The 12,742-nt window shown below is 39.3% G+C and carries 14 protein-coding genes; 6 read left to right on the top strand and 8 right to left on the bottom strand.

Annotated elements, in window-relative coordinates; translation table 11 throughout:
- Window positions 1-240: 240 nt before the first annotated feature.
- From VCASEI_RS06075 to pspA, 4 genes are all read right to left on the bottom strand, one after another.
- On the bottom strand, window positions 241-834 hold the full coding sequence (locus VCASEI_RS06075) for a DNA-3-methyladenine glycosylase I (RefSeq protein WP_086958189.1): 594 nt from the start codon (window positions 832-834) through the stop codon (window positions 241-243).
- 104 nt (window positions 835-938) lie between these two features.
- Window positions 939-1,328 carry an envelope stress response membrane protein PspC gene (pspC, locus tag VCASEI_RS06070; protein WP_086958515.1) on the bottom strand — a complete coding sequence of 130 codons (390 nt, stop codon included), beginning with the start codon at window positions 1,326-1,328 and terminating at the stop codon, window positions 939-941.
- A gap of 4 nt (window positions 1,329-1,332) precedes the next feature.
- The gene (gene pspB / locus VCASEI_RS06065; protein ID WP_086958188.1) at window positions 1,333-1,563 is read right to left on the bottom strand and encodes an envelope stress response membrane protein PspB; all 231 of its coding nucleotides are present in this window, start codon (window positions 1,561-1,563) and stop codon (window positions 1,333-1,335) included.
- Between the two features lie 95 nt (window positions 1,564-1,658).
- Entirely contained in the window at window positions 1,659-2,324 is a 666-nt protein-coding gene (gene pspA, locus VCASEI_RS06060; RefSeq protein WP_086958187.1) for a phage shock protein PspA, read from the bottom strand.
- 186 nt (window positions 2,325-2,510) lie between these two features.
- Between pspA and pspF the strand changes: the two genes are divergently transcribed.
- From pspF to VCASEI_RS06030, 6 genes are all read left to right on the top strand, one after another.
- Window positions 2,511-3,515 carry a phage shock protein operon transcriptional activator gene (pspF, locus tag VCASEI_RS06055; protein WP_089110923.1) on the top strand — a complete coding sequence of 335 codons (1,005 nt, stop codon included), beginning with the start codon at window positions 2,511-2,513 and terminating at the stop codon, window positions 3,513-3,515.
- Window positions 3,516-3,586: 71 nt separating this feature from the next.
- Window positions 3,587-5,209 (top strand): ABC transporter substrate-binding protein, encoded by a 1,623-nt coding sequence (locus VCASEI_RS06050; RefSeq protein WP_170924538.1) that lies wholly within the window; start codon window positions 3,587-3,589, stop codon window positions 5,207-5,209.
- Complete coding sequence (locus tag VCASEI_RS06045; protein WP_086958182.1) at window positions 5,209-6,171, top strand: ABC transporter permease; 963 nt, start codon at window positions 5,209-5,211, stop codon at window positions 6,169-6,171. Before VCASEI_RS06050 ends, VCASEI_RS06045 begins: the two co-directional genes overlap by 1 nt.
- Window positions 6,158-7,045: an ABC transporter permease subunit gene (locus VCASEI_RS06040; RefSeq protein ID WP_086958180.1), complete on the top strand. Its 888-nt coding sequence runs from the start codon at window positions 6,158-6,160 to the stop codon at window positions 7,043-7,045. Before VCASEI_RS06045 ends, VCASEI_RS06040 begins: the two co-directional genes overlap by 14 nt.
- Complete coding sequence (locus tag VCASEI_RS06035; protein ID WP_086958178.1) at window positions 7,045-8,076, top strand: peptide ABC transporter ATP-binding protein; 1,032 nt, start codon at window positions 7,045-7,047, stop codon at window positions 8,074-8,076. The genes VCASEI_RS06040 and VCASEI_RS06035 overlap by 1 nt, the downstream gene beginning before the upstream one ends.
- Entirely contained in the window at window positions 8,073-8,861 is a 789-nt protein-coding gene (locus tag VCASEI_RS06030) for a peptide ABC transporter ATP-binding protein (RefSeq protein ID WP_089110922.1), read from the top strand. The genes VCASEI_RS06035 and VCASEI_RS06030 overlap by 4 nt, the downstream gene beginning before the upstream one ends.
- An 86-nt stretch (window positions 8,862-8,947) precedes the next feature.
- On the opposite strand, the gene VCASEI_RS06025 is transcribed toward VCASEI_RS06030, so the two are convergent.
- The 4 genes from VCASEI_RS06025 to VCASEI_RS06010 form a co-directional block, all read right to left on the bottom strand.
- The gene (locus tag VCASEI_RS06025; protein ID WP_089110921.1) at window positions 8,948-9,421 is read right to left on the bottom strand and encodes a response regulator; all 474 of its coding nucleotides are present in this window, start codon (window positions 9,419-9,421) and stop codon (window positions 8,948-8,950) included.
- A gap of 21 nt (window positions 9,422-9,442) precedes the next feature.
- Complete coding sequence (locus VCASEI_RS06020) at window positions 9,443-10,858, bottom strand: SLC13 family permease (RefSeq protein WP_089110920.1); 1,416 nt, start codon at window positions 10,856-10,858, stop codon at window positions 9,443-9,445.
- Window positions 10,859-11,089: 231 nt separating this feature from the next.
- Window positions 11,090-11,479, bottom strand: a complete 390-nt coding sequence (locus VCASEI_RS06015; RefSeq protein WP_086958170.1) for a DUF2750 domain-containing protein — start codon at window positions 11,477-11,479, stop codon at window positions 11,090-11,092.
- An 88-nt stretch (window positions 11,480-11,567) separates the two neighbouring features.
- A complete protein-coding gene (locus tag VCASEI_RS06010; protein ID WP_086958168.1) occupies window positions 11,568-12,473 on the bottom strand; it encodes a manganese-dependent inorganic pyrophosphatase in 906 nt (301 codons plus the stop codon).
- Window positions 12,474-12,742: the final 269 nt, after the last annotated feature.

Raw genomic sequence — 12,742 nt, 5'->3', positions numbered from 1 at the left:
ACACATACTTGAACTTCCGCTCTACAGAAGATCAACGATAGAATATAGAACCAAGAACATGTTCAGAGTACAAACATACGCCCCAATTATCCATCTTATTTACAAGGTTTTTACCAATACCGAAAACCGACTGGTCAGCTTTCAATCAAACATGCTAAGCTGATGCAACCAATCATAAGCAAGAGGAATAACGTCTATACAAACAATGTCTTGAATAAATAGATTGGTAATATTCTAAACTTACATTTGTACCGTCGATACCTGACATTTTTGGTAGCACGGACAATCAATAACATGATCATTCACCATACCGGTCGCCTGCATAAAAGCATAACAAATCGTCTCCCCCATGAATTTAAAACCATTTTTTTTTAAAAATTTACTCATGGCTTTCGACTGTTCTGTAACCGCCGGAACTTGAGACATATCAGTCCATGCATTTTGAATCGGCTTTCCATCAACAAATTGCCATAATGCTGCGCTTAGTGAACCGTATTCTTTTTGCAAAACTTGTGCCGCTCTCGCATTTGAAAACACCGAGGCAATTTTTCCTTTGTGCTTAACTACATCATACGTCTCAATAATATTAGCAACATGACTTTCATCGTATCGAGCAAGCACCTCAATATCAAAATGTTCAAACGCAGCGGTGTAACCAGCCCGTTTATTTAGAATCGTTCGCCAACTTAATCCTGCTTGCGCACCTTCAAGACAAATGAACTCAAACAGTACCCTATCATCAAAAACAGGCATGCCCCACTCAAGATCGTGATATTCACGTTCGTTGTCATGCTTCATAGCCCAGCCACAGGTCGTATCGGTTTGCGTATTCATTAAATTAATGATCCTTATCGCCATCTAAATATAAAAATGCCCCTGACAGCATAGCTGAACCAGGGGCAGATATAATACCAAATGAATCAATATTTCATTTAGAATTACAATTGATTAAACGCTTTATTCACTTTATAAGCATCGGACGTGACATACGCTTCCATGTTACGAATTTTTGACTCTAGTGATTCATACTCTTTATTAAGCTCTTTTAATAATTCAGAGGGAATCTGCCCTTTCTGCCAAGGTTTACTTTTAATCGTGTGGTCAAAATCAAGTTCATCTTCTGCGTCCAACGACTCCGGGCGTTTGTCCAGCATTAGCCATAAACCAACGTAAGCAAACAAAACCAAAATACCACCACCGAGCAAGAAAGCAGAAACGACAATAATACGTACCCACCAAACTTCCATACCAAAATAACGGCCAAGGCCGGCGCAAACACCTGCTATCTTGCCATTTTTTGGTTCTCGATAAAGTGCACTTTTATCCATGCCTTTAGCCATGATTACGTCTCCAGTTTGGAGCCTCTACATCTAAGATTTTTTCTAATGTTTTGACTCGTTGCTGAACACTCTCAGCGCGTTCTGCCAATGTTTTTAGTTGTTCAAGCTCTTCTCTTGATAATCCACTCGATACTTTACGCTTACTACGGTAATGCAAAAGAAGCCATAACGGCGCGACAAAAATTAAAAATACAACTAACGGAGTCACGAATAAAGCACTCATGAACCACTCCTCTCTCTTATTGGGACGCTAATGCCACCCTTTTATTTTTTACCATTAAATATTGTCTTTTATAAAAAGAACCACGTAATGATGCATTATTTATCTTGTAAGCTTTTTTTCAGCTTTTCTAATTCTTTTTCAATTTCATCATCGGCTTGTAAATCGGCAAACTCTTGATTCAAATCTTTACCTTTTGCACCTAAATCGTAGCTATCGGCTTCCGCTTCTAGCTCATCAATCTTACGCTCGTATTGCTCAAATTTAGATAATGCTTCTTCTGTTTTGCCTGTATGAAGTTGTTTTTTAATATCTCGACGATGACCTGCTGCTTGTTTACGCATCACAATCGATTTTTGCTTAGCACGTGTTTCAATGATTTTAATTTCAAGCTTACCAATTTCACCCGCTAACTTTTCAACAGATTCCGTCAGTAGTGTTTTTTCGTTGCGAAGATCTTTTAAATTATCTTCCATCTTTTGTTTTTCAATTAAAGCGGCGCGAGCTAAATCTTCACGCTCCTTTTGAATCGCCAATGCTGCTTTGGATTTCCACTCTTCAACTTGTTCTTCAACAAATTGAATACGGCGTGTGAGCTCTTTATCATCAGCCAATGCTTTAGCTGAATGCGTACGAACTTCAACTAGCGTATCTTCCATTTCTTGGATGATCAGGCGAATCATTTTTTCTGGATCTTCAGCTTTATCAAGTAATGAGCTGATATTTGAATTAACGATATCAGTAAAACGTGAAAAAATCCCCATGGTCGACTCCTTTTCAATTAACAATTAGGTTAGTGGATATAATTAACAACTATCACTACAGGAATCATGCCAACTTTTAATCATTTGAAAATAAAAGAAAAAATATTAAACCAACAATCTCCACTTGCAATAAGTGAGCACTTTGACTAATCATTGGTAAATCTAACCAATTTTAGGATCGATAACATGAAAGCTCAGAATATCATTGGTCAATCCGCGACTTTTCTTACTGCGCTCGATAAAACGTCCCAACTTGCCGGAATTGAACGTCCAGTATTAATTGTTGGTGAACGAGGTACCGGCAAAGAGCTTATTGCCCAACGCTTACACTACTTGTCCAAACGTTGGCAATCTCCATTAGTCAGCTTAAATTGTTCGACATTAAGTGAAGGTTTAATTGATTCTGAATTGTTCGGTCATGAATCTGGATCGTTTACTGGCTCAAAAGGACAGCATAAAGGCAGATTTGAACGGGCGGAAAATGGTTCGTTATTCTTAGATGAACTGGCCACGGCTCCTTTATCGGTACAAGAAAAGCTTTTAAGAGTTATTGAGTACGGAGAATATGAACGCGTTGGTGGGCAAAAAACATTGCATGCTAATGTACGTTTGATTTGTGCCACCAACGCCAATCTTCCTGAACTGACCGAACAAGGTACTTTTCGGGCCGATTTACTTGATCGTTTAGCATTTGATGTGATTCAACTCCCCCCTCTAAGAGAGCGAATTGAAGACATATTATTACTCGCCGAACACTATGCGATTCAAATGTGCCAAGAGCTTGGATTTCCATTATTTTCGGGATTCAGCACACAGGCAAGAAAATCATTGCTGAATTACCCGTGGCCTGGCAATGTCCGTGAATTAAAAAATGTCGTTGAACGTGCCGTTTATCAGCATGGTGAACAAACAACACCTATTATTCATATTGTCTTCAATCCATTTAAAAAAGGTGACGCCGTCACCAATCCAAAAAAAGAAATTGAATTCAAAGATACCCAAATCAAAGTATCACTTCCTATAAACTACAAACAATGGCAAACCGAACAAGACACGTATTTACTGACTAAAAGTTTGAAACAGGCCAAATACAACCAACGAAATGCGGCTAAGCTTCTCGGTTTAAGCTACCATCAATTTAGAGGCATGTTGCGTAAATACAATATGATTGGCAACGAAAGCCAAAGTTAGTACTAATAGATCAAGGCAAACATTATCTGCTTGCCTAGCATTGTTATTTCCATCCACTGAGTATGTTTAAGATGCCTACTTTTCTTCGCTACGTTTTCATTCTTACTTTTGCCATTTTCGGGTTAACGGCATGTGATAACATGCCAAAAGATAATCAAGTTCGCCAACATGGTTTTATCTATTGTGCAGACACTTACCCTAATTTTTTTAACCCTCAATTATCGGATGGTAATAAAAGTATTAAAGCGATTGCACCTCAACTGTTTAATTCTTTACTCGCACTGGATCCCCAAACGTTACAACCTATTCCCCAACTCGCCACTCAATGGGTCAGCAACCCTAACAACACAATTTATACCTTTACACTAAAAGATAACGTGATGTTTCAATCAACCGCTTGGTTTCTACCGACCCGACCTTTCAATGCCGATGATGTTGTCTTTAGCTTCAAGCGTATTATTGACTCAAATAACCCTTTTCATTATGTCAATGGTGCACATTATCCTTGGTTTCAAAGTATTGGTTTTTCTAAACTCGTTAAAGATGTCGTTGCAGTAGACGATAGACATGTCACTTTTACTCTTAACTATCCTGATAATACTTTTCTTTCCAATATTGCAACTATTTTTGCCTCGATTCACTCAGCAGAATATGCCGAGTATTTAATTTCTATTGGAAAAAAGTCCAATATGGATCAATTCCCTATCGGAACTGGCCCATTTAAAATGCTGGACACTGAGAATAATGATTTAATACGCTTGGTTCGCCATGCCAAATATTGGAATGGTGAGGCAAAAATGGAACAAGTAGTATTTGATTTTGCTAATCGTGGTACAGGAACCCTAGCTAAATTACTAAGAAATGAATGTGATGTCATGACCGACCCCATTACGAGCCAATTAACCGTTCTTGATAAAGCCGAAAATATTCGTACCAATACCAATCAAGCAATGAATGTTGCTTTTATCGCCATCAATACTCAACATTTTGCTTTAAATAACATAAAGGTAAGGAAAGCACTCAGCTTCGCGGTCAATCGAAAAAACATTTTAGAATCGGTTTATTATGGAAAAGGCCAGGTTGCAACTTCATTATTACCCTCCGAATCGTGGGCTTATCAAGACAATAGCAAACAAATTCGTTATGATCGTGCTTACGCAAAGGCTTTATTAAAACAAGCGGGTTATGAAACAGGATTACATCTAACTTTGTGGGTTCCTCTCACTGCGCAATCTTTTAATCCCAACCCACATAAAACCGCAGAACTCATTCAATCAGACTTTGCTGATATTGGCATAACACTCAATATTATGACGGAAGAAAATGTGAAACGCCGAGTATTAACAACACAACCAAATACCGATTTAGTATTGACAGGTTGGTCAGCTAATACCGGTGAACCAGACAGTTTACTGCGCCCACTGCTTTCATGTGAGGCTCAACAAGCAGGATTAAATATTTCAATGTGGTGTAACCCTGATTTCGATTTTTTATTAATGCTGGCACGTGAAAGTGATCAAAAACGACATCGTATGAATTTATATCACCAAGCTCAAACCATGTTAACGCAAGCTTTACCCATTATTCCTATTGCACATGGTGTACAATATCAAGTTCACCACAGTTCGCTCAGTGGATTTGCCTTAAACCCTTTTAATTCGGGTAGTTTCGAACATGTTGTAAGGGAAAAATAATGCTGGTTTATACTCTGCGTCGAATAAATTTATTCATAATCACTTTGTTAATACTCACATTGATTGGCTATAGCATCCTGCGCTTAGACCCTCTTTCTCCATGGGCTATTCAAGATTTTTTTCAAGGTTGGACGACCTATTTAGGCCAATTATCCCAAATGAATTTAGGGGTAAATTTGTATGGTATTCCAGTCATCGATGAAATCAAAATGGTTTTTCCTGCCACTTTAGAGTTATGCTTTTTTGCCATGATTTTTTCATTGATGGTAGGCATCCCTATTGGGACATTAGCAGGTATGCGCCAAGGTAAAGTGCTCGATACAATTATTTCTTTTAGCTCAATGGTCGGTTATTCAATCCCTATTTTTTGGATTGCATTAATGATGATCATGTTTTTTTCCTTAAATTTAGGTTACACGCCCGTTTCAGGACGCCATGATTTATTATTTGATGTGCCTTATATAACCGGCTTTGCTGTAATCGATGCTTTTTTGACAAATGATCCATTACGGATGCAGTTAATACAAAATGTTTTAATGCACTTAGTATTACCTTGTTTAGTGTTAGCGTTAGCACCAACCACCGAAGTAATTCGGCTCATGCGCTCATCTGTCGCGGAAGTCAGGAAGCAAAACTACATTCGGGCAGCACGAATTCGAGGGCTATCAACTTACGAAATTGTTTTCCAACACGTACTTCGCAATGCTATCCCCCCAATAATACCAAAAGTAGGTGTGCAACTTTCTAGCATGCTGACTTATGCCATCATCACTGAATCTATTTTTAATTGGCCAGGTATTGGTCGTTGGTTACTGGAAGCATTAGCCGACAAAGATTACGTCTCCATTCAAGCCGGAGTTATGGCCGTAGCAACCTTTGTCCTCCTAGCCAACATCTTATCTGATCTCATTGGTGCGATGGTTAACCCTTTAGTAAGGAAGCAGTGGTATGCTGTCAAATAATATTTATCAAGAAGACCGCATTCCGGGTCAATTCGAACGTTTCTGGCGCAGTTACCGTTCAAACAGCCTTGCTATGTTTGGATTATGGTGCTTTGTACTTTTAAGCTTAATCACCATCACAGCCCCTTTCTTAGTTGCTCATGATCCATTAATGCAAACTAAAAATTTGTTACAACCACCATCTTGGAGCCATCAAGGCAGCGTTCAGTATTTTTTAGGGACTGACGATATTGGACGCGATATTTTGTCTCGCCTTCTGATGGGAGCTCAACTGACTTTTGGATCCGGCATGGTTATAATGTTAATCGCCACATTGATCGGTTGTACTATCGGTATCTTTGCTGGTATGACAAAAGGCCTGCTATCAAGTACCCTCAATCACTTACTTGATACTGTCATGTCAATTCCATCATTATTACTGGCCATTATCTTTGTCGCATTTTTTGGTTCTGGTGAATTCACCATTCTTTTAGCTATTTGCTTAGCCCTTATTCCTCGTTTTATTCGCTCCGTTTACTTAGCTGTCAATGCTGAAGTTGAAAAAGATTACAACATCGCTGCTCGCTTAGACGGTGCAAATAACTTCCACCTTTTATGGAGCTCTATTTTACCAAATATTGCGACCGTCATTGCAGCAGAAATGACCATGGCAGCATCCATTGCAATTTTAGACATTAGCGCATTGGGCTTTTTAGGGCTTGGCGCACAAGCGCCATCTCCTGAATGGGGAACCATGTTAGGCGATTCCGTTGACTTGATTTATCTTGCTCCGTGGACGGTAACATTACCCGGTTTATTCATTATGTTTTCGGTGATCATCATCAACTTAGTTGGTGAAGGCGTTCGCCAAGCGTTAAACGCAGGAATTGAATAATGCCTTTACTTGATATTAGAAACCTCACTATTGAAATTGAAACTCCGCACGGAACAGTGAAAGCGGTTGACCGAATGAGCATCACACTGAATGAAGGTGAAATTCGTGGTTTAGTGGGTGAGTCTGGCTCAGGGAAAAGCCTTGTAGCCAAAGCCATTGTTGGGCTAACCAAAGATACATGGAAAGTCTCTGCTGACCGGATGCGTTTAGGTAATATCGATTTACTTCAATTAACCGTCAAAGAAAGACGACGAGTCATTGCTCGTGATATTGCGGTTATTTTCCAAGAACCCTCTAGCTGCTTAGACCCTTCAGAAGAGATTGGTCATCAATTACGAGAGTCTATCCCTTCGTCATCCTTTGAAGGGAAATGGTGGCAACGTTGGCATTGGCGTCATAAATTAGCCAAGGCACTCTTACATAAAGTAGGCATTAAGGATCACCGCCAAGTCATGGGCAGTTATCCTTACGAGCTCACCGATGGACAATGTCAAAAAATCATGATTGCAATGGCCATTGCTTCCAAGCCTAAGGTCCTCATCGCCGATGAACCAACCAATGATTTAGACCCTATTACACAATCTCAAATTTTGCGTTTATTGAGCCGAATGAATCAAGTCAACAACACTACAATTATGCTAATCGGGCACGATTTAACCACGATTACTCAATGGGCAACACGAATTACCGTCATGTATTGCGGTCAATCCGTTGAATCGGCTAGTACCAAACATATTTTAAATGAGCCTAAACACCCTTATACGGTCGCACTATTGCATGCTATGCCCGACTTTAACGAATGGATTCCACATAAAAGCCGACTGCCTTCACTGCCAGGCTCAATTCCACCTCTTCAGCATTTACCTATTGGTTGTCGCTTAGGGCCACGCTGTCCATATGCACAAACAAAATGTGTGCATGTTCCTGAGCGTAAACGAATTAAAACTCATAAATTTAGCTGCCATTTTCCGCTTAATATGGAAAAGCGAACAACACTAGAGAAAAAAGTGAAAGTGGAGAAACCGATATGAGTGCATTATTAGAAGTAATTGGATTATCCAAAAATTTTGTAACTCGTTCTGGCTTATTAAAAAAGCGTGTCCATGAAGCCGTAAAACCAATTTCATTTACACTCGATGCAGGACAAACTCTGGGCATCATCGGACAAAATGGCTCAGGGAAATCAACATTAGCTAAAATGCTTACGGGTGTAGTTGAGCCAAGCCAAGGCAAAATATTTGTCAATGGCGAACAATTAATGAACAAGGATTATTCAACTCGTTGTAAGCTGATTCGAATGATTTTCCAAGACCCTAATACTTCGTTAAATCCACGTATTCAGATTGGCCGTATTTTAGAAGAACCACTAAAACGTAATACACAAATGTCACCAGAAGCGCGTATCTGGCGTGTCAAAGAAACGCTCATTCGTGTCGGCCTGTTACCTGAACATGCTTATTTCTACCCTCAAATGCTAGCAACTGGTCAAAAACAACGTGTTTGTTTAGCCCGAGCGTTAGTATTACAACCTTCTGTTATTGTGGCAGATGAAGCACTAAATGGTTTAGATATGGCAATGCGTTCGCAAATCATTAACTTATTTTTAGAGCTTCAAGAGGAAATGGGAGTTTCTTTTGTGTATGTATCTCAGCATATTGGTGTCATAAAACACATTACCGATAAAGTGATTGTTATGCACGATGGTGAAGTGGTTGAATCAGGCGAAACTCAGCAAGTCATTGCTCACCCTCAGCACTCCATCAGCCAACGTCTAATTGAAAATCACTTCAACAAAACACCTAGCCACATTAAATAACTGGCAGTTGGTTGGATAACGATAAACCATATTTTAATCATTGTTGATATCTGTTTTACTTCGATACCTAGGAGTAAAGCAGATAATTAATACAAATACTTCAATACCATATCAGAATCTAACTTATCGCGTAATGGCATGTAATCTAGCCCTTTTTCAAACACGTATTCCGTCACTAATATTCTGACTTCATTTACCAATGCTTCCTCATCCCAAGGTTTAACAAAGAAACGATCAACATGAGCCTTATTAATTGCATCCAACAATACCTTCATAGTTGGGTTATTCGTCAACATAAGGGTTTTAGTGTGACGAAAACGCCTATCTGAGCTTAGCCAAACCAGTAAATCAATCCCATGTTTACCCGGCATATTTTGATCAGAAATGACCACACTGACAAACTCCCCTTTTCGATCAAGCTTTTCTAACCAAGCTTGTGCTTCATCAGCATTAAAACATTGCTTCACTTTAATCCAATCAGAGAAGATTGAAAGATCATGCAGCAATTTGAACACAACCTCAGGTTTGTCATCGACACAGACAATGTTTAATCCATCCATAATATTATTCCCTATTCATCCTTACCAAGTATTAAGCATATTTAATAGTGCCACAAGCACAAAACTGAGAGCCACACCAGCAATACCAACAATCACACCAACTTTAGCCATATGGCGTGTTTCTATATGCCCAGTCGCATGAGCTAACGCATTCGGGGGGGTACTAATCGGTAATGCCATGCCAAGTGAAGCGGCAAAGGTGACGACTAGAATCAGAGTAGTCTGCCCACCCAGCGGAGCAAGGTTAGTCATCGACACACCCAAAGCCGCCATAATAGGCATTAATAAATTTGCAGTTGCTGTGTTTGACATAAAATTTGCCATTAACAAACTCAGCACTGCCGCGCCAATCAATACAATATAAGGTGAAAAATCACCAAATGGAATGCTGTAAACTATCAAAGCAGCAAGACCACTTTTATCTAACGCCAATCCTAAAGCAATACCACCAGAGACCAACCACAACACATCCCATGATATTTTTTTTAAATCATCTTTAGTAATAATACCCGTCATCAGAAACACCGTTACAGGGATCAAAGCAATGGTATAAGAATTCATACCGTGAGTGTTGCCCATTAACCACAATAAAATTGTTACACCAAACGTAATATAAACAATGATGGCTTTTGAAGTTTTTAAAAATTCTCCTTGAATATCGAGTGTGATCTTTTTTTGATTTGCAGGAAAGAGGTACCCAATTAACAGCCACGACAATGCCATTAAGACAATGACAAATGGAACTCCAAAGGCCATCCACTCACCAAAAGAAATACTCGACGTGCCTTGTAAATATTTTAGCGCTATCGCATTAGGAGGAGTTCCTATCGGCGTACCAATTCCACCAATATTAGCAGCTAATGGGATACACAAAGCAAAAGCAGTACGGCTTGGATCGTTTGGTTTAAGTAGCACCATCACAGGCGCTAAAATCGAAAGCATCATGGCTGTCGTTGCAGTATTAGACATAAACATTGAAAACATTGCGGTAATCAGCATCAAACCTAACATCATATTTTTAGGTTTATCACCAAAAGGCTTTAAAAATACCCTAGCAAGGTTTACATCTAAACGGTATTTGGTCGCCGCCATAGCTAAGAAAAAACCACCCAAAAACAACATAATAATAGGGTTAGCAAATGTTGCCATGATGTCCGTATGGTTTAAGACTTCACCATACAAAGCGGTTGATTCTTGAGATCGAAATACAATAAAAGACTTATCTGATATCAACAACAACTCAAAACTGATAATGGCGACAGAAGTCGCATAAATTGGGATAGGCTCTAAGATCCAACTCAGCGCAGCAAACAAAAAAATGGCGGCGACACGTTGCTGAATAATCGTCATGCCATCAAATGGGAAGACAGATAAAGGCATCAAAAGCACAATAAGTGGAACAATAATAGGAAAGAAGTATCGGGAATATTGGGGCATATAAATGAGCTCTTATTAAAGTACACGCTCATTATTCTCGTATCACCTTTGCATCATATAGAGGTAGATCAATAAAACTTATCCTATTTCTTCAATGTTTTTAAGTTTGTGAATAAACGCATATTCTCTACTAAGATATGACGGTTGTTTCCTTCCCCAAGATATTTATCTCCCCCAAAAACTGACAAGGCCCTCATAGTAAAATGAGAGCCTAAAAAGCAAAAAATTCAATTAACGTTTTTGAGCTTGTTTTTTTAATTCAAAATCAAACTCATCAGGAAATACAATTACACCTTCTTGATCAGCATTTGGAAATACGACAACAGAAAGGTCATCTTCTTCTAGTCCATGACTCCAACGACTATGCCACTTATTTAACGAAATAGCTTCAGGTTTACATTCTTCCCATTCACCATTTGCCCATGCCTGAGCAAACTCTTTATTAGGCCATACTGGAACACAATCTTCGTCCTCCGTATTAAGCATCACGCATCCATCAGCATCAGTTAAGATCCAAATTTCACGATTCTCAACAACTTCTTTGACACAATATTGGAAACGCTTTTCTGCATCATACTGGTTAATGGTTTCAATTGTTGCTGTATCTAATGCTTGAGACATAAGCCACCTCAGCTTTTTAAGTAGATTGAAGTAATAAAAAAGGCGAGTCACTTCTCGCCTTTCTGATCATTTTATAATAATGGCAGGATTAAGCCAGCTCGCCTTGCAACCACGGCCAACCTTGCTTTTTGCGGCTTAACGTATTTTGCATGATTAATGATCCATCTTGAAGGTGTTTTTCAAGCTTGCTTGACCACTCACCTTTAAACAACAATTCTGTCGTACTGGTTGTGATATCTGTCAACATCAAGGCAGCAAAAGCTAAGCCATCTTCTTGACAACGACGCTCAAGGTCCGTGTTCAAATCATCAATCATGCCATCCACCTGCTCCATTGTTGCAAGCTCAACTTGACCAACAACAACATCACGACCATTGAATGGATAAGCTTTTAAATCTTTCTCAACCAGTTGGGCTGCGGTAAGACCTACAATATCGGTTTTCGCAATCAATAAGTTTTTAATGAATTCGTCTAGGTTTTCAATACCTGCGATTTCGGCTAACTCTTTTACTGCAGCTTCATCTTTTGGCGTACAAGTTGGAGAAGCAAAGCCAACGGTGTCAGACAAAATCGCTGACATCATAAGAATCGCATATGGCTTCTCGATTTTTGTTTCTTCCATTTTAAATAGATTAAACAAAATCGTACAAGTACAACCAACAGGCCAGATCCAAGCTTCCAGTGGATTCACTGTCATCACATCACCTAGACGGTGGTGATCGACGATACCCACAATTTCTGCATCAGCGATATCATCTGGTGCTTGAGAAACATCAGTGTAATCCACTAACCAGATTTTTTGTCCTGCAACACCGGTACACATCTCTGGCTGCTCGACACCGGCTTGCTCAAGAATGTATTGGGTTTCACGGTTTAATTCGCCTTGACGAACTGGCTTCGCTTCAAGACCACGTGCTTTTAAAAGCTCAGTGGCAACCAATGCACTACAAATGCTATCACTATCTGGGTTTTTGTGACCGACTACTTGGATCATGTACTTTCCTATCTACGACATTTAATCATCGCTCATCACCGCTTTATCACGAGGAAAACAACAATATTACAACTAAGGATAATTTTGCTCGCTACTTTACCTTATTTAAAAAATTTGTCATGGGTCACTGCAAATTATTTGCTTTCATCTTGATGATATCAGTTTAAATCACGCTTAGAGCTGACGTAAACGTCGGCAAAAAACCTAATCGATTTCATTATATGAACCTAGATCAAGTTACCGCGAATTATCTTTGCATTTAAAACGAT

This window comes from Vibrio casei, from assembly GCF_002218025.2.
Lineage (GTDB): Bacteria > Pseudomonadota > Gammaproteobacteria > Enterobacterales > Vibrionaceae > Vibrio > Vibrio casei.
This window is presented reverse-complemented; position numbering and strand designations above follow the sequence as displayed.

What these genes read in the sequence shown, in the direction of transcription:
- VCASEI_RS06050 (WP_170924538.1), top strand. Translation starts at nt 3,587, where the DNA reads ATGCCTACTTTTCTTCGCTACGTTTTCATTCTTACTTTTGCCATTTTC.
- pspB (WP_086958188.1), bottom strand. Translation starts at nt 1,563, where the DNA reads ATGAGTGCTTTATTCGTGACTCCGTTAGTTGTATTTTTAATTTTTGTC.
- VCASEI_RS06030 (WP_089110922.1), top strand. Translation starts at nt 8,073, where the DNA reads ATGAGTGCATTATTAGAAGTAATTGGATTATCCAAAAATTTTGTAACT.
- VCASEI_RS06025 (WP_089110921.1), bottom strand. Translation starts at nt 9,421, where the DNA reads ATGGATGGATTAAACATTGTCTGTGTCGATGACAAACCTGAGGTTGTG.
- pspC (WP_086958515.1), bottom strand. Translation starts at nt 1,328, where the DNA reads ATGGATAAAAGTGCACTTTATCGAGAACCAAAAAATGGCAAGATAGCA.
- VCASEI_RS06045 (WP_086958182.1), top strand. Translation starts at nt 5,209, where the DNA reads ATGCTGGTTTATACTCTGCGTCGAATAAATTTATTCATAATCACTTTG.
- VCASEI_RS06040 (WP_086958180.1), top strand. Translation starts at nt 6,158, where the DNA reads ATGCTGTCAAATAATATTTATCAAGAAGACCGCATTCCGGGTCAATTC.
- VCASEI_RS06020 (WP_089110920.1), bottom strand. Translation starts at nt 10,858, where the DNA reads ATGCCCCAATATTCCCGATACTTCTTTCCTATTATTGTTCCACTTATT.
- pspA (WP_086958187.1), bottom strand. Translation starts at nt 2,324, where the DNA reads ATGGGGATTTTTTCACGTTTTACTGATATCGTTAATTCAAATATCAGC.
- VCASEI_RS06015 (WP_086958170.1), bottom strand. Translation starts at nt 11,479, where the DNA reads ATGTCTCAAGCATTAGATACAGCAACAATTGAAACCATTAACCAGTAT.
- pspF (WP_089110923.1), top strand. Translation starts at nt 2,511, where the DNA reads ATGAAAGCTCAGAATATCATTGGTCAATCCGCGACTTTTCTTACTGCG.
- VCASEI_RS06075 (WP_086958189.1), bottom strand. Translation starts at nt 834, where the DNA reads ATGAATACGCAAACCGATACGACCTGTGGCTGGGCTATGAAGCATGAC.
- VCASEI_RS06035 (WP_086958178.1), top strand. Translation starts at nt 7,045, where the DNA reads ATGCCTTTACTTGATATTAGAAACCTCACTATTGAAATTGAAACTCCG.
- VCASEI_RS06010 (WP_086958168.1), bottom strand. Translation starts at nt 12,473, where the DNA reads ATGATCCAAGTAGTCGGTCACAAAAACCCAGATAGTGATAGCATTTGT.